We start from the raw sequence: 16443 nt of genomic DNA on the forward strand, positions 1-16443 counted from the left end.
GATGCACGGTCCCGACAAGACCGTGCCCACGCCGGCCGAGGACTGGCACACGGTGGTGGTGGACGTGGTCATCCCCGCCTACAAGGAAGAGGACAACATCATCCACTGCCTGGCCTCGCTGGCCCGGCAGACCCTGCGCCCGCGCAACGTGATCCTGGTGGACGACGGCGGCCACGACCAGACCGTGCCGCGCGCGCGCGAATACGCCGCCGCGGCCGGGATCAAGCTCACCGTGATCGAGCGCGCCGCCTCGATCGGCAAGACCCCGACCATCAAGCGCCAGGCGCGCGAGTTCGACAGCGACGTCGAGTTCATCCTCGACGGCGACACCTTCCTGGAGTCGCCCAACTACATCGAGCGCTGCGTGCAGGAGCTGTACCAGGGCGTGGGCATCGCCAGCGCCTGCGGCGTGATCCTGCCGATGCGGCCGAAGCACCGCCATGCGCTGGCGCAGACCCCGGAGTTCCGGCTCTGGCATGGCGCCGACACCTATGACGACCCGCACGCGCGCCGCGGCAAGCTGCATGCGCTGTGGTGGTGGATCACCAACACCTACCGCGAGTGCCTGTACACGTTCCTGCAGCGCTTCGTGTACAAGGGGCAGATGGTGTTCTTCGGCACCATCACCAATCCGGTCGGCTGCGCGGTCGCCTACCGCCGGCGCTACGTCAAGGACCTGTTCGACAAGTACGAGCCGCTGTTCGGCGACGACCTGACCAATTCCGAGGACATCTTCATCGGCTTCGCCCTGTGCAACGAGGGCTACCGCAACATCCAGCTCCAGGACGTGACCGCGCGCTCGGAGGAGCCCGAGGTGCAGCGCCTGCCGCGGCAGATCTACCTGTGGTCGTCCTCGTTCCTGCAGAGCTGCTACTACTTCGATCAGCTGCTGCGCACCCCGTTCCGCGCCCTGCGCCGCTGGCGCAAGCGGCGCCAGGACAAGGCCAGCGGGGTGGAGAACCTGCGCAGGACAAGGAACAGTACCGGCAGCCGTTCGGCGAGCTGCACACCGCGCAGTACGGGCGGCCGATCGGCTGGGCCATGTTCATGTCCGCGGCGGAAAAGATCGGCTTCCCCACTGCGTTGATCATCATGCTGATCCTGCAGCTGTGGGAGCCGCTGGCGGTGACCGTGGCCGCGGAGGTGGTGGTGTCGCTGGCGGTGCTGTTCGCCGTCTCCAAGGGGCAACGCCTGGGCATGCTGGCCAAGGGCGTGCTGGTCACGCCGATCCGCTACACGCTGATGGTGGCCGACCTGTTCACCATCGGCCGCTTCGCCACCGACCTGTGGATCACGGGGAACCGCAAATGGCGCAAATGACCCGCCCGCGCGCGCGAGCCCTGTCGTTCGCGGTCGCGCTCTCGCTGCAGTTCCTGGCCGGCGCCGCGCTCGCGCAGCAGGCGCCGGACCTGGCCCAGCAGGCGCGCGAGGCGGCCTGGGCCGGGCGCACGGCCGAAGCGCTGCACCTGCTCGAGCGGCACCTGGCCGCGCACCCGGGCGACCGCGCCGCGCAGCTCGACCGCGCGCGCTGGCTGTCTTGGCGCGGCGACTACGCCGGCGCGATCGAGGCCCTGGACGCGCTCGGCGGCGACGACGACGAGGCGCGCGCGGTGCGCGCGCGGGTGCTGGCCTGGGCCGGCCGCCGCGACGCCGCGCTCGCGCTCAACACCCCGCTGTACGAAGCCGACCCGCAGAACTACGACCACGCCTGGACCCAGGCCGTCGCCGCGCGCCTGGGCGAGCGCCCGCAGGAGGCGCTGCCGGCGCTCGAGCGCGCGCGCGCGCTCAAGCCGGAGGGGCGCGACACCGAGATCCTGACCAAGGCGGTGCGGCTGCCGCTGTATTCCACGGTCGGCGCGCCGGTGTCGGTGTATTCCGATTCCGACGACATCGAGATCCGCAGCGCCGGCCTGGAGGCCGACGTGCGCGTGGCCGAGGATCTGCGCCTGCTCGCCTCGGCGGTGCGGCGCGACCATTCCGCGCCGGTCGGCGGCCCGTTCGCGCCGGTGACCGGCGGCGACTCGATCGACGAGGACCGCCTCCAGCTCGGCCTGCGCTACGCGTTCTCGCCGGACGCGGCGCTGGAGCTGATGCTCGGCCGTTCGCGCCTGGACGGCCTGACCGGCCGCGACGACAGCGAGACCATCGGCCGCCTGGCGTTCTCGCACCAGGCCAGCGACGCGTTCGCCTACACGCTCGCCTTCGAGCGCGACCGCATCGCCTATTCGCCGCGCGCGCTGTCGCTCGACATCGTCCGCGACGGCGTGCGCGCCGACCTGCAGTGGCGGCCGACGCTGCGCGACACGCTGCGCGCAGGCGTGGCCTTCGACGATTTCAGCGACGACAACCGCCGCCGCGCGCTCAGCGCCGACTACCGCCACGCCGTGTACCGCGGCGAACAGGCGCTGGTGGACCTGGGCGTGCAGGGCGAGTGGCTGGACTTCACCCGCGATCCCGGCAACGGCTACTACAGCCCCGACAACTACCGCCGGATCGCGCCGGTGCTCGGTGCCTACGTCCGCCTCGGCGAGGAGGCCGGGATGACCCTCACCGCCGCGCTCGGCGTGCAGCGCGACGACACCTTCACCAGCTGGCGCCGCGCCAGCGACGTCAGCGTGGCGTTCACCTTCGGCATCTTCACCCCGTGGCAGCTGGTGGCCACCGCCGGCTACAGCGAACGGCTCAACGAGTTCGGCCGCTACGAGGGCACCAGCTTCGGCCTGATCCTGCGCTACCGCTTCTGCGGCCACCGTCCCGCGCAGTGCCCGTGAGCGCGCGGCGCGCTCAGCGCCGCAGCGCCTCGTACTGGCGTTCCAGCCAGGCGGCGAAGGCGTTGATCTCGCGGTCGTAGCGCCCGCTCCAGGCGAGCCAGATCAGGCCGGCGAACACCGCCAGCACCAGCATCGCCAGCAGCCGCTGCCAGGTGCTGGCGAAGCGCAGCCGGCCTCCGGACGGGTTGTGGTTCTTCATCGGCATGTCTCCATTCCCCGCAACACGGCAAGCGCGCCGCGACGGGGCCACGGCGGGGCAGGGCGCTTCAGCGCGCCGAGTGCCCCGGCTCGTCGTACTCGCGCGGCGCGTACAGGTCGGGCTTGATCAGGGCCACGAACGCGCGTGCCTGCGGGCTGAGGTACTTGCCCTTGCGCATCACCACGCCGTAGCTGCGCGGCGGGAAGTAGCGGGCCAGCGAGCGCGCCACCAGGCGGGCGCGGTCGGCCTCGGTCAGGCAGATCGCGGTGACGATGCTGATCCCGAGCCCCATCGCCACGTACTGCTTGATCACCTCCCAGCCGCCGACCTCCAGCGCCACCGTGTAGGGCACGTGCGCGCGCTGGAACACCAGGTCCACCAGGCGGTAGGTGGTCAGGCGCTGCGGCGGCAGGATCAGGCCGTAGGGCGAGAGATCCTCCAGGCGCAGCTCCGGCTTGGCGGCGAGCGGATGGCCGGGCGGCACGATCAGCATCGGGTCGAAGCGGTACACCGGCGCGTAGTCGAGGTCGGCCGGCACGTCGAGCATCGAGCCCACCGCCAGGTCCACCGCATCCGAGCGCAGCAGGTCCAGGCCGCCGGCGCCGGTGACGTTGTGCAGGGTCAGGCGCACCGCCGGGTGCGCAGCGCGGAACGCCTCCACGATCCGCGGCAGCAGGTAGAGGATGGTCGAGCTGCCGGCGGCCACGTGCAGCTCGCCGGCGTCCAGGCCGCGCAGGCGCTCGCGGAACGCGGCCTCGAGCCCGTCCAGCCCCTCCACCAGGGGCCGCGCCAGCGCGTACAGCGCCTCGCCCTCGCGGGTCAGGGCCAGGCGCCGCCCGCTGCGCTCCAGCAGCCGCACCCCGTACTCGCGTTCCAGCGCCTGCAGCTGCAGGGTCACCGCCGGCTGGCTCAGGTACAGCGCCTCGGCCGCGCGCGAGACCGAGCCCAGCCGCGCCACCTGGCAGAACGCCCGCAGGGGCTTGAGCCGGCTGCCCTTGTACGAGAACCGCGGCGCGGCTGGGGTGGGGCGGGCCATGGACGTCGGCTCATCATTTGATTTTCAAATCATATATATTGATAAGTCTTGTTTGTCAAATACCGTACCCGCGCGCATGGTGTCGCCCGACCCCCCGAACGGAGCAGGCGATCCATGGTGGCAGTGCTGGAAGCGGTGGACGGCGGCATCGAGCTGCGGGCCCAGGCCCCCGGTCAGGAGGAGCTGCTGACCCCCGCCGCCCTGGCCTTCCTGGCCGGGCTGCACCGCCGCTTCGAGCCGGCGCGGCAGGCGCGCCTGGCCGCGCGCCGGATCCGCCAGGCGGGGTTCGATGCCGGCGGCCTGCCCGACTTCCGCGCCGACACCGCCGCCGTGCGCGCCGGCGACTGGCAGGTGGCGCCGATCCCGCCCGCGCTGCGCGACCGCCGGGTCGAACTGACCGGCCCGACCGACCCCAAGACCGTGCTCAACGCGCTCGGTTCGGGCGCGCAGGGCTACATGGCCGACTTCGAGGACGCGACCGCGCCGACCTGGGCCAACCTGGTCGCCGGCCAGCGCGCGCTGCGCGCGGCGGTCGCCGGCCACCTGGAGTTCGTCGCCGCCACCGGCAAGCGCTACGTGCTGCCGCCGCGCGAACGCCAGGCGGTGCTGCACGTGCGTCCGCGCGGCTGGCACCTGGACGAGAAGCATCTGCACGTGGACGGGCAGCCGATCGCGGCCGGCCTGTTCGACCTCGGCCTGTTCGCGTTCCACAACGCGCGCGCGCTCGCCGCACAGGATCGCGGCCCGTACTTCTACCTGCCCAAGCTCGAGTGCATGGAGGAGGCCGCGCTGTGGGACGCGGTGCTGGCCCACATCGAGCACGCGCTCGGCCTGCCGGCGGGCCAGTGCAAGGTCACGGTGCTGATCGAGACCCTGCCGGCGGCGTTCGAGATGGACGAGATCCTGCACGCGCTGCGCACGCGCGTGGCCGGCCTGAACTGCGGGCGCTGGGACTACGTCTTCTCGTACATCAAGACCTTCCGCGCCCATCCGGACAAGGTGCTGCCCGAGCGCGGTCAGGTGACGATGGAGCGGCCGTTCCTGCGCGCCTGTGCCGACCTGCTGGTGCAGACCTGCCATCGCCGCGGCGCGCACGCGATGGGCGGGATGGCGGCGCAGATCCCGGTCGCGGACGACGCCGCGGCCAACGCCGCCGCGCTGGCCGCGGTCCGCGCCGACAAGCTGCGCGAGGTCACGGCCGGCTTCGACGGCACCTGGGTCGCGCATCCGGCGCTGGTGCCGGTGGCGCGCGCGGTGTTCGACGAGCGCATGCCCGCGCCGCACCAGCAGCACGTGCGCCGCGAGGAGGTGCTCGTGACCCGCGACGACCTGGTCGCGCCCTGCGCCGGCACCATCACCCGCGCGGGGTTCGACGACAACGTCGAGGTCTGCGTGCGCTACCTCGCCGCCTGGCTCGACGGCATCGGCTGCGTGCCGATCCGGCACCGGATGGAGGACGCCGCCACCGCCGAGATCGCGCGCGCGCAGCTGTGGCAGTGGCTGCACCATCCGCACGGCCTGCGCCTGGACGACGGCAGCGAGCTCGACTTCGCCCTGCTCGAGCGCGCCCTGCTCAACCTGCCCGCGCGCCTGGGCGACCGCCGCCGCCTGCCCGGCGGCAGCCGCATCGCCGAGGCGATCGGAATGCTCGACCGCCTCACCCACGCCGACACCCTCGCCGACTTCCTGACCCTGCCCGCGTACGCGCGGCTGGATTGAACCTCTGACGCGGATTCACGCGGATGGACACGAATGCAACGACTGCCTGTCTGGAATCGGGGGATGCCTGAACCCGCCCTCATCCCGATTTTCGCCGGGATGGCGGAAGTCGTCCGGATCTTCCCTGGAAGTCTTGTCCTGATCCGCGCCCATCCGCGTTGATGCGCGTCTGAAACGACGCATTTCACCTTCACCCGACGGAAGCCCCGCCCATGACCCGCATGCTGCCCACCGCCGAACAGCTTCGCCTCGACTGGACCTGCAACCCGCGCTGGGCCGGCATCGTCCGCCCGTACTCGGCCGAGGAGGTGGTGCGGCTGCGCGGCACCGTCGCGGTCGAGCACTCGCTGGCCCGGCTCGGCGCCGAGAAGCTGTGGCGCTACCTGCACACCGAGCCGTTCGTCAACGCGCTCGGCGCGCTCACCGGCAACCAGGCCATGCAGCAGGTCAAGGCCGGGCTGAAGGCGATCTACCTGTCCGGCTGGCAGGTCGCGGCCGATGCCAACCTCGCCGGCGAGATGTACCCCGACCAGTCGCTGTACCCGGCCAACTCGGTGCCGCAGGTGGTCCGGCGCATCAACAACACCCTGCTGCGCGCCGACCAGATCCAGCATGCGGAAGGGCAGGCGGGCATTGATTACCTGCAGCCGATCGTGGCCGACGCCGAGGCCGGCTTCGGCGGCGTGCTCAACGCCTTCGAACTGATGAAGGCGATGATCGAGGCCGGCGCCGCCGGCGTGCACTTCGAGGACCAGCTCGCCAGCGTCAAGAAGTGCGGGCACCTGGGCGGCAAGGTGCTGGTGCCCACCCGCGAGGCGGTGGAGAAGCTCGTCGCCGCGCGCCTGGCCGCGGACGTGATGGGCGTGCCGACCCTGATCGTCGCCCGCACCGACGCCGAGGCCGCCGACCTGATCACCTCCGACATTGACGACAACGACCGCCCGTTCCTCACCGGCGAGCGCACCGTCGAGGGCTTCTGGCGCACCCGCAACGGCCTGGCGCAGGCGGTCAGCCGCGGCCTGGCCTACGCCCCGTACGCCGACCTGGTCTGGTGCGAGACCGGCAAGCCGGACCTCGCCTTCGCCCGCGCCTTCGCCGAGGCCATCCACGCCCGGTACCCCGGCAAGCTGCTGGCCTACAACTGCTCGCCCAGCTTCAACTGGAAGCAGCACCTGGACGACGCCACCATCGCCCGCTTCCAGCACGAGCTGGCGGCGATGGGCTACAAGTTCCAGTTCATCACCCTGGCCGGCTTCCACAGCCTCAACTACGGCATGTTCCAGCTCGCCCACGGCTACGCGCGGCGGCAGATGAGCGCGTTCGTGGAGCTGCAGCAGGCCGAGTTCGCCGCCGCCGCCCAGGGCTTCACCGCGGTCAAGCACCAGCGCGAGGTCGGCACCGGCTACTTCGACGCGGTCACCCAGACCATCCAGGGCGGCCAGTCCTCGACCGTGGCGCTGAAGGGCTCGACCGAGGAGGAACAGTTCCAGCCGCAGGCGGCCTGAGCGCGCGGACCGGCGCGGCCGGCTTCCGCGCCCGGTTCCGTATCTCCCGGGGGATGGTCCTGCGACGATGGTATGCTCGCCCCCCCATGCCCACGGGGGGGTCTGGAATGGAACGCGAACCGGCGCCCGCCGCCGCGCGCGCGGCCGCGCACGACCCGCATGCGTCGCCCGCCGCGCTGACCGCGGAGGAGTACGCCCTGTTCGCCCAGGTCGGCCGCGTGCGCCGCTGCGAGCCGGGCGAGCGCCTGTTCCGCCGTGGCGACCTCGGCACCACGATGTACGTCGTCACCCAGGGCGAGGTCGAGCTCGACTTCGGCGACGACCTGGCCGTCAAGCGCCTGGGGCCGCGCGAGTTCTTCGGCGAGCTCGGCCTGCTGATCGGCGACCATGCGCGCAGCGCCGACGCCACCACCGTCACCGCCTGCGTGCTGCTGGAGCTGTCGCAGGAGGAGTTCGAGCGCCTGGCCGAGCGCGACCCGCGCCAGCTCTCGCACTTCCTGCGCCGCTCGATCGAGCGCGTGGTGCGCAACGAGCAGAGCCTGATCGGGCGCCTGCGCCGGCGCAACCTCGACCTGCAGACCGCGCTCGACACCCTGCGCGCCACCAACCACCGGCTCAGCGTCACCGAGGAGCTGACCCGCACCGACGAACTCACCGGCCTGACCAACCGCCGCGGCTTCCTGCTGCACCTGCAGCAGCGCCGGCGCGAGGACGCCGCCCGGCGCCGCGGCCTGCTGCTGGTGGACTGCGACAGCTTCAAGCGCATCAACGACGAGTACGGCCACCTGGTCGGCGACCGCGTGCTGCAGGGCGTGGCCAACATCCTGCGCTCGGCGGCCGGGCCCGATGACCTGGCCTGCCGCCTGGGCGGCGACGAGTTCTGCCTGCTGGTGCGCGCCGATCACCCCGACGAGGTGCTGCGCATGGGCGAGTTCGTGGTCAACACCGCGCGCGCGCTGCACGCGCTGCAGTCCGACCCGCCGCAGATGGCCACCCTCAGCGTCGGTGCCTGCCTGCTGCTGCCCGGGCAGGACTGGGACGAGTGGTACGCGTACGCCGACGCCGCGCTGTACCGGGCCAAGCGCCTGGGCGGCAACCGCGTGGAGTGGCAGGACGGCGCGCTGGCGCCGGCGTGAAGGAGGCCGCGGCGCATGAACGACTTCGCCCACCCCGCCGGTGAGCAGCCGCAGCTGCGCACCCTGCTGCTCACCGACCTGTGCGACTCGACCACCCTGGTCGAGCGCCTGGGCGATGCCGCCGCGGCCGAGCTGTTCCGCGCCCACGACCGCCTGGTGCTGGAACTGCAGCAGCGCTGGCGCGGGCGCCTGATAGACCGCAGCGACGGCCTGCTGCTGCTGTTCGAACGCCCCATAGACGGCCTCGGCTTCGCCCTCGACTACGCGCGCGGCCTGCGCGAGCTCGGCCACACGCGCAACCTGCGCCTGGAGGCACGCGCCGGCCTGCACGTCGGCGAGGTGCTGACCTGGCGCAACAGCGCCGCCGCGGTCCAGGCCGGCGCCAAGCCACTCGAGGTCGAGGGCTTGGCCAAGCCGCTCGCCGGCCGCCTGATGGCGCTGGCGCGCCCCGGCCAGATCCTGCTCTCGGCCACCGCCGAACCGCTCGCCCGGCGCGCCGCGCGCGAACTCGGCGAACGCGCCGAACACCTGCTGTGGAAGTCGCACGGCCGCTGGCGCTTCAAGGGCCTGCCCGAGGCGCTGGAAGTGCACGAGGTCGGCGAGCCCGGCCTCGCCCCGCTGCGCGCGCCCAAGGCCAGCGGCAAGGCCTGGCGCGACACCCCGCTCTGGCGCCGCCCCGCCGCGCTCGCCGCCGAGGTGCTGCTGCTCGTCGGCATCGGCATCGGCGCCTGGTTCGTCACCCGCCCGCAACCTGCGATCGCGTTCAACGAGCGCGACTGGGTGGTGATCGCCGACCTGCAGAACCTGACCAGCAACGCGCGGTTCGACGATGCGCTCGAAACCGCTTTGCGGGTTGGCCTGGAGCAGTCGCGATATGTCAATGTCGTTCCAGACATGCGCATTGACGACACGCTACGGTTGATGCGGCGGGATCCGGCGGCCACGCGAGTAGACCGGGATCTCGGTGCGCAGGTTGCGTTGCGCAGCGGCGCGCGAGCAGTTTTGCTGCCGACCGTCGCCGAAGTCGGCGGCCGTCTGCGCGTGACGGTAGAAGTCGTCGATCCAGTTACCCATGGCACTGTTTTCGCCGAGTCCATGATGGAGCGGGATGCGGATTCTGCGCTCGCGGCCATTGGGCGGATCGGTGAATCACTCCGCGGACGACTCGGCGAGACACTTGCGTCCATCGAGCGCGATTCCGCGCCTGTCGAGCGGGTCACCACTGCCAGCCTGGACGCCTTGCGTGCCTACGCGCTCGGCCAGAAGGCGTTGGGATCAGGTCGCCTCGATGAGGCTGCGCAGCATTTCCAGCAGGCCTTGACGCTGGATCCAGAGTTCGCCTTGGCGCATGTCGCGATCGGACGTGTTGCCCATGCCCGCGGCGAGCATCCTCAAGCGATCGCCGCCATGCGAAAGGCTGCCGCGCTGCGCGAGCGCTTGAGTAATCGCGAGGCGCTGTACCTGGATGCCACCTTGGCGATGATGCAATGGCAAAAAGGCTATCCGGAGAAATGGTTGGCATTAGCCGAGCTGTACCCGGACTTTCACCAGGCCGCCCACAATTACGCCATCTCCGGAGGGTGGCCGTCGAACCGGTTCGATGTGATGGCTGAGTTTTCGGGACGGGCCAGCGTCCCGCAAAGTGTCACTCGCGCGGTGTCGGCATATCTGCTGGGTATCGCCCGGCTTGGCCAGGAACGTCACGCCGATGCACTAAAGGCTTTCCGGTCGGCGCGCAATCTTGGGTTTTCCGGCTATAGCGCAGAACAAGCGGCGGCCTATGCGGCGCGGCGCGAGTTTGCCCAGGCCAGGCAAAGCCTGGAGGCGGAACGTGCGCCCGCGCCCAAGGTCGAGTTGCAGCGCCGGTTGATGGCGGTGGCCATAAGCGGCGATCAAGGCCGCTTCACAGAGATGGGCATGCAGGCCAAGGCGCTGCGGGACATGATCGAAAGCCCTGTGCGAGCGGACGAATGGATCGTGTTGTCGGCGACGTTGGGAGCAGGCCGAGGCAAAACTTCCGTATCGCAGCATCTTGCAGGAGTCGTTGACGTCCTTGACGCAGCCCGTCGTGCCCTGGTTGATGCCAGTGGCCCCCCGCGCGAAAGCATCGCCCAAGCCTATCTGTATGCGGCTTATCTTGCGGTGGACGCAGGCGCCGTCCAGCTCGCGGAGAGAGCCTTGCGCGACACCGCAGCAGCCGTGGCCGAATCGCCTTACGAGACGCTGCCCAACCTCGCCGCCATCGTCCGCGCCAGGATCGCGATCGCGGAACGGCGGCCGGCCGATGCGATCGTTGCCGTCACTCCTTTTCTTGATGGCGACGAACTGTATCTGACCCATTCCGTGGCGGCAGATGCGTACACGGCATTGGGACGGCACGGGGAAGCCATCAAGCACTTGGAATGGTTGGTGCGCCATCGGGGGCGCGCCTACGCAGAGTGGTGCGGTGAGCACTTGCTGGTGATCGAGAATGTCCTGCGCTCCAACCTTGCCATGTTGCGTTTGGCCGAGGTGACGATGGAGGCTGGCCATCCAGAGCGCAGTGCCAAGCATCTGGCTGCGTTTCAGAAGGCTTGGCCGGATCTAGCGAACGCGCCAGAACTGCAGGCCAGAGTTCTAGCACTGCAGCGTCGGGTGTCCCCGAAGTGAGCGAAGCCGGCTCCCCGGGGGAGAGTTCAGGCTTTGAATACAATGATGCCCATTGTGGCATGAAGCTCATTGCTCAGGGTGTCGAGGTTCCTGGCGATCTGCTCCTTGCTTGGAAGGCGGACGCCACCAGGTGGCACTTGGCTGGGGTCGACCTCGATGCCGTAGGCTTTGAGCAGGCCGACCGGATCCGCCTCGAATTTCCTGCGGAAGTCGTCGTCTGTGGCCAACAGCTGCAGCAGCTTGCGGGCGTTGTCTTGCGCTGTCATGTTTGCCTTCCCTCCCCCGTGGTGGGCCTAAGTAGAGGTTCCGGCACCCGGTAAAGTCAAGGTGGGCGTGTACGGTTCCGGCATGAAATGCAGGATGTCCCGGGTGCCGTCGATCACCCCGATCCCGTTGGTGCCAACGGCGAGCGTCGCCAAGGGGTCTAGGTCGAGCAGTGAGACCAGGTCGGCGTCATTGATCGCAGCGGTGTAGAACGCGCCCAGCCCGCGATCCGCTGCGAGCAGATAGAACGTCTGGCTCAGATGGCCGGAATCCAGGAGTGCGGCCTTGTAGGCCTTCGCATGACGCCGGTATTTCCAGTGATGGCGGTCCAGACGCACCACATGGAAAACAAGGGCATGCGCCTCGGCGAAATAGATCTGCCCGATGGTAAGCGCCGACGCGAGTTCACGTGCGGCATGCTCGTCCATGCGCTTCACCAGGGCAAGCGAATGGGTATCAGCCTGGTAGTGGTAAAAGCCGGGCGCTAGCCCTTCCACCTTGATCACCAAGGGATAGGCTTCGGTCGGCTGCAAGGCGCCGCCGGAAGCGCTGGTGCGTTTGACTGCGACGACACCTGGGGCCAATGCACGCGTGCCGATTGCACCAAACGTGCCATAGAGCACTCGGCTCAGGTCGGAGAGCGCGAGTGTTGCGGCCTGGTCGAAGTGGCGCGTCGTGCGGCGCGCCTGAAGCAGGCGCGCGAAGGCGTCGTCGAACGGTTCGAGTGGCAGGGCGTACTCCGGGCCGGCGCACGGGTGGCGTGGGAAATGTGGCGGCGGTGGCCCATGCCGGGCGACATGCGCCTGTAGCCGTGCACGATGGGCGTCCTCGCCATGTTCGCGCGTGCCTTCGTCGCCGATCACGCCCTGCCAGCGGGTCATGGCGTGGTAGACAGCGGCAAGAGGGTGCCAACCGATGTCCGCGAGCTTCGCCTCGCGATCCAGCATGGTGGTATCGAACTCGCTGACCAGGATGCCGCGGCGTGTCATGGACTCGATGCTGGCGTGATCGAATGGGCCACGTTGTGCCAGCGCTTCCACCTCGTACCATTCCTGTGCGGTCAGCCCGGCTACGAACGCGAGTTCTTCGGGTGTGATACCGATGCGGCGACCCTCCAGCGGGCACAGGAGGGATGTGCTGGGTCGGGTCTGCAGCCGCATCTCGCCCTGTAGCAACGCGTTGAAGTCCGGCAGCAACTCGTCGTCAATTTCGATCAGGCAGGGTGAGCGGCGGCGTACGCGCATGACTGAGTAGGCGGACTGGCTTGTGAAGGGTGGATCCGTGCCAAAAGGCGTCATCCGTGGCGTCGGATTTGGGGAAGCCTAGCATCCGTTCCCGGCATGCACGGGATGCATCAATCACGATGGCTTCCCACCCGCAATCAACCGCTCGCCCACCCCGGCGAACTTCAGCCCGACCTGGGCCACGCGCTCGTCCTTGAGGCTGCGCACCACCAGCACCGCCTTGCCGAGCGCGAGGCGGTCGCCGATCTGGGGTTGTTCGTCGAAGCGTTCGTCGAACAGTTGCGCGGCGGTGGCATGGGCGAAGCGCGGCGGGATCGGCAGCCCGTAGAACTTCGCCAGTTCGCCCAGCGGCACGTCGCCGGGCAGCGTGAAGCTGCCGAAGAGATCCTGCTCGGCCAGGCGCGCGTCGCTGCCCTCGGCGAACAGCCAGTCCAGGCGCGGGGCCTGGCCGACCGGGGCGAGGAAGTAGGCGTAGTCGCCGGCCTGCAGCGTGCCGGCCTCGTCCGGCAGCAGCACCCGGCCCTCGCGCACCACCATCACCAGGCGCACCCGGCCCGGCAGCGGGGCGCCGCGCAGCGCGGCGCAGCCGGGGGCGATACGGTAGCCGACCATGTCGTAGTCGAGCTGGCCGGGCAGGTCGAGCTGGATGCGGCGGGTGTCGGGGTCGGCGCGCGGCACCGCCACGCCGAGCCGGTGCGCGGCCAGGCGCAGGGTCCAGCCCTGCACCACCAGCGAGGCGAGCACGACCACGAACGCGACGTTGAAGTACAGCGCGGCGTTCGGCAGTTCGGCGAGCAGCGGGATCGAGGCCAGGAAGATGCCGACCGCGCCGCGCAGCCCGGTCCAGGCGATGAACGCGATCTCGCCGGCGCGGTAGCGGAACGGCAGCAGGCAGGCCAGCACCGCCACCGGCCGCGCCACGAACATCAGGAACGCGGCCACGCCGAGCGCCGGCCACAGCACTTCGAGCAGCCGGCTCGGCGTGGCCAGCAGACCGAGCAGCAGGAACATCACCAGCTGCGCGAACCAGGTGGCCGCGTCCTGCACCGCGAGCACCTCGCCGCGCGCCCGCGCCGGCCGGTTGGCGACCACGATCCCGGCCAGGTACACCGCGAGGTAGCCGCTGCCGCCGAACAGGTTGGTCAGCGCGAACAGGGCCACCGCGCCCGACAGCGCGAGCCACGGATGCAGGCCGGACGGCAGCGCGTACTTGTTCAGCGCCCACACGATCGCGCGGCCGCCGGCGTAGCCCAGCGCCAGGCCCGCGGCCATCGCCCACACCAGCCGCAGGGACAGGGCCAGCGGGCCGCCGGCCTCGGCGCCGGCGAGCCAGGTGGTGAGGGCGATGGTGAAGAACACCGCCACCGGATCGTTGCTGCCCGATTCGATCTCGAGCGTGGCGCCGGTGCGGCGCTCCAGGTGCAGGCCGCCGGTGCGCAGCAGGAAGAACACGGCCGCGGCGTCGGTGGAGGCGACGATGGTGCCGAGCAGCAGCGCTTCGAGCCAGGGCAGCGCGAGCAGGTGCACGGCGGCGAAGGCGGTCAGCGCGGCGGTGATCACCACGCCGGCGGTGGCCAGCAGCACCGCCGGTTTGACGCTGCCGCGCACGTGCGCGGCGCGCGTGCGCAGGCCGCCGTCGAACAGGATCACCGCCAGCGCGAGCGCGCCGACGAGGTAGGTGAAGCGGGTGTCGGAATACCGGATGCCGCCGGGGCCGTCCTCGCCGAGCAGCAGGCCGAGCAGCAGGAACACCAGCAGCAGCGGCGCGCCGAAGCGCCGCGCGAGCAGGGACGAGGCGATGCCGGCCAGGATCAGCAGCGCGCCGCCGAGCAGCCGCCAGTCAATGGCGTGCAGGTGCTCCACACCAGTCCTCCGTGGGGGCGGAGGTTCGATGCTAGCAAGCGGCGGTGAATGCCTGGCCTTGCGCGGGGCAGGCCGGGTCCGCTCACATGACGATGGCCGGATCCAGCCGGTCCAGGCGGCGGTACCCGATCGCTTCGGTCAGGTGCGCGGTGGCGATGTCGGCGCTGCCGGCGAGGTCGGCGATGGTGCGCGCCACGCGCAGGATCCGGTGCAGCGAACGCGCCGACAGGTGCAGCGCATCCACCGCGCGTTCGAGCAGGGCCTGGTCGGCCGCGGCGAGGCGGCAGCTCTGGCGCATCTGCGCCGCGTCGAGCAGGGCGTTCGGCTTGCCGGCGCGGGCGTGTTGCACCGCACGCGCGGCTTCCACCCGCTGCCGCACCGTCGCGCTCGTCTCGGCGCAGGGCGCGTCGGCGCGCAGTGCGTGCGGCGGCAGGCGCGCCACCTCCACGTGCAGGTCGATGCGTTCGAGCAGCGGACCGGAGACACGGGCGCGGTAGCGCGCGATCGCCTCGGCGCTGCAGCGGCAGCGACCGGAGGGGTCGCCGGCCCAGCCGCAGGGACAGGGGTTCATCGCCGCCACGAGCTGGAAGCGGGCCGGGAACTCGCATTGCCGGGCCGCGCGCGAGATCGTGACCACGCCGCTCTCGAGCGGCTCGCGCAGCACCTCCAGCGCCGACCGGCTCCACTCCGGCAGCTCGTCCAGGAACAGCACGCCGTGGTGGGCCAACGAGATCTCGCCCGGGCGCGGCACCGTGCCGCCGCCGACCAGCGCCGCGGCGCTGGCGCTGTGGTGCGGGGCGCGCCAGGGGCGCTGGCGCCAGCGCGCCGGGTCGAGCCCGCGGCCGCTGGCCGAGGCCACCGCCGCCGATTCGAGCGCTTCCTCCTCGTCCGGCTCGGGCAGGATCCCGGGCAGGCGCGCGGCGAGCAGGGTCTTGCCGCAGCCGGGCGGGCCGACCAGCAGCAGGTGGTGCGCGCCGGCGGCGGCGATCTCGAGCGCGCGCCGGGCCTGCGCCTGGCCGTGCACCTCGGCCAGGTCCGGGCCGGCCACGGGCGCCGTCGCCGGGGCGACCGCCGGCGGCAGGCGGGTGCGCCCGGCGAGCGCGTCGCAGACCTCGAGCAGGGTGCGCGCGGTCAGCACCTCCACGCCGCGCGCGAGCGCGGCCTCGGCGCCGTTGCCGGGCGGGAGCACCAGCCGCCGCCCGGCCTGGCCGGCGGCGAGCGCGGCCGGCAGCGCGCCGTCCACCGGCCGCAGCTCGCCGGTCAGCGACAGCTCGCCGAGGAACTCGCATTCGGCCAGCGCCTCGCGCGGCAACTGCCCGCTCGCGGCGAGGATGCCCAGCGCGATCGGCAGGTCGAAGCGGCCGCCGTCCTTGGGCAGGTCGGCGGGAGCGAGGTTGATGGTGATGCGGCGCGCGGGGAACTCGAACTGCGCGCACTGCAGCGCCGCGCGCACCCGGTCCTTGGCCTCGCGCACTGCGGCCGCGGGCAGGCCGACCACCTGCAGCGAGGGCAGGCCGCCGCCGAGGTGCACTTCCACCCGCACCGCGGGCGCGTGCACGCCGGCGCGTGCACGGCTGTGCACGAGCGCCAGGGTCATGGCGGCCGGATCAGTGCGACTGCGGCGGCTGCTGCGGGCGCGCGGCGGCGAGCTGCGCCTCGAGCTCGGCGACGGTGCGTTCGAGCGCCTCGAGCTTCTCGCGCGTGCGCAGCAGCACCGCGCGCTGCACCTCGAACTCCTCGCGCGTGACCAGGTCGAGCCGGGACAGGCCCGACTGCAGCACGGCGCGGAAGTTCTGCTGCAGCTCCTCGCGCCCCTCGCGCAGGGACGGCGGCACCAGGTTGCTCAGGCGGCGGGCGAGTTCGTCGAGCTTGTCGAGGTCGATCATCGGGGCATTCCTGCACGGCCGGTGGGCGGGAGGCCAGCGTGCCGGGCCTGCGCCGCGGCGGCTGTCGGCGGCCGCTGCGGCAGGCTATCGGAAAACCGCCCGCGCGTCAGGCGCCGCGCGCCGGGTATCCTGCTGCGGTCCGAGGCTGCGATCCACGACGGGGGCGATGCG

General features: G+C 71.2%; 14 protein-coding genes. 7 read left to right on the forward strand and 7 right to left on the reverse strand.

Translation table 11 applies throughout. The features are described 5' to 3' along the window. Window position 1 precedes the first annotated feature (1 nt). From FPV26_RS10275 to FPV26_RS10280, 3 genes are read left to right on the forward strand one after another with little or no spacing between them, the layout of a single operon-like run. Window positions 2-1087: a glycosyltransferase family 2 protein gene (locus FPV26_RS10275; protein ID WP_246109263.1), complete on the forward strand. Its 1086-nt coding sequence runs from the start codon at window positions 2-4 to the stop codon at window positions 1085-1087. A 5-nt stretch (window positions 1088-1092) separates the two neighbouring features. Next, window positions 1093-1320 (forward strand): hypothetical protein, encoded by a 228-nt coding sequence (locus FPV26_RS12865; RefSeq protein WP_246109264.1) that lies wholly within the window; start codon window positions 1093-1095, stop codon window positions 1318-1320. Continuing rightward, the gene (locus tag FPV26_RS10280) at window positions 1317-2771 is read left to right on the forward strand and encodes a tetratricopeptide repeat protein (RefSeq protein ID WP_246109265.1); all 1455 of its coding nucleotides are present in this window, start codon (window positions 1317-1319) and stop codon (window positions 2769-2771) included. Before FPV26_RS12865 ends, FPV26_RS10280 begins: the two co-directional genes overlap by 4 nt. Window positions 2772-2784: 13 nt before the next feature. Here FPV26_RS10280 and FPV26_RS10285 read toward each other — a convergent pair whose 3' ends face one another. Continuing rightward, window positions 2785-2976 (reverse strand): hypothetical protein, encoded by a 192-nt coding sequence (locus tag FPV26_RS10285; protein WP_147653793.1) that lies wholly within the window; start codon window positions 2974-2976, stop codon window positions 2785-2787. 61 nt (window positions 2977-3037) lie between these two features. Continuing rightward, window positions 3038-4006 (reverse strand): LysR family transcriptional regulator, encoded by a 969-nt coding sequence (locus tag FPV26_RS10290; protein ID WP_147653794.1) that lies wholly within the window; start codon window positions 4004-4006, stop codon window positions 3038-3040. Window positions 4007-4120: 114 nt separating this feature from the next. Between FPV26_RS10290 and aceB the strand changes: the two genes are divergently transcribed. From aceB to FPV26_RS10310, 4 genes are all read left to right on the forward strand, one after another. After that, window positions 4121-5725 carry a malate synthase A gene (gene aceB / locus FPV26_RS10295; RefSeq protein WP_147653795.1) on the forward strand — a complete coding sequence of 535 codons (1605 nt, stop codon included), beginning with the start codon at window positions 4121-4123 and terminating at the stop codon, window positions 5723-5725. A gap of 212 nt (window positions 5726-5937) precedes the next feature. Beyond that, a complete protein-coding gene (aceA, locus tag FPV26_RS10300) occupies window positions 5938-7230 on the forward strand; it encodes an isocitrate lyase (protein ID WP_147653796.1) in 1293 nt (430 codons plus the stop codon). Between the two features lie 107 nt (window positions 7231-7337). Beyond that, on the forward strand, window positions 7338-8366 hold the full coding sequence (locus FPV26_RS10305) for a GGDEF domain-containing protein (RefSeq protein ID WP_147653797.1): 1029 nt from the start codon (window positions 7338-7340) through the stop codon (window positions 8364-8366). Between the two features lie 15 nt (window positions 8367-8381). After that, complete coding sequence (locus FPV26_RS10310) at window positions 8382-11015, forward strand: putative peptide modification system cyclase (protein ID WP_147653798.1); 2634 nt, start codon at window positions 8382-8384, stop codon at window positions 11013-11015. A gap of 26 nt (window positions 11016-11041) precedes the next feature. Here the strand turns inward: FPV26_RS10310 and FPV26_RS10315 are convergent, their stop codons facing one another. The 5 genes from FPV26_RS10315 to ubiK form a co-directional block, all read right to left on the reverse strand. Next, window positions 11042-11281, reverse strand: coding sequence for an NHLP-related RiPP peptide (locus tag FPV26_RS10315; protein ID WP_147653799.1), 240 nt, complete (start codon window positions 11279-11281; stop codon window positions 11042-11044). 27 nt (window positions 11282-11308) lie between these two features. After that, window positions 11309-12523: a putative peptide maturation dehydrogenase gene (locus FPV26_RS10320; protein WP_181952630.1), complete on the reverse strand. Its 1215-nt coding sequence runs from the start codon at window positions 12521-12523 to the stop codon at window positions 11309-11311. A gap of 114 nt (window positions 12524-12637) precedes the next feature. Further along, on the reverse strand, window positions 12638-14386 hold the full coding sequence (locus FPV26_RS10325; protein ID WP_181952631.1) for a potassium/proton antiporter: 1749 nt from the start codon (window positions 14384-14386) through the stop codon (window positions 12638-12640). Between the two features lie 82 nt (window positions 14387-14468). Further along, window positions 14469-15983: a YifB family Mg chelatase-like AAA ATPase gene (locus FPV26_RS10330; RefSeq protein ID WP_147653802.1), complete on the reverse strand. Its 1515-nt coding sequence runs from the start codon at window positions 15981-15983 to the stop codon at window positions 14469-14471. A 10-nt stretch (window positions 15984-15993) separates the two neighbouring features. Then, on the reverse strand, window positions 15994-16272 hold the full coding sequence (gene ubiK, locus FPV26_RS10335) for a ubiquinone biosynthesis accessory factor UbiK (RefSeq protein WP_147653803.1): 279 nt from the start codon (window positions 16270-16272) through the stop codon (window positions 15994-15996). Window positions 16273-16443 lie beyond the last annotated feature (171 nt).

Source organism: Vulcaniibacterium gelatinicum (genome assembly GCF_008033445.1).
Classification (GTDB): Bacteria; Pseudomonadota; Gammaproteobacteria; order Xanthomonadales; family Xanthomonadaceae; genus Vulcaniibacterium_B; species Vulcaniibacterium_B gelatinicum.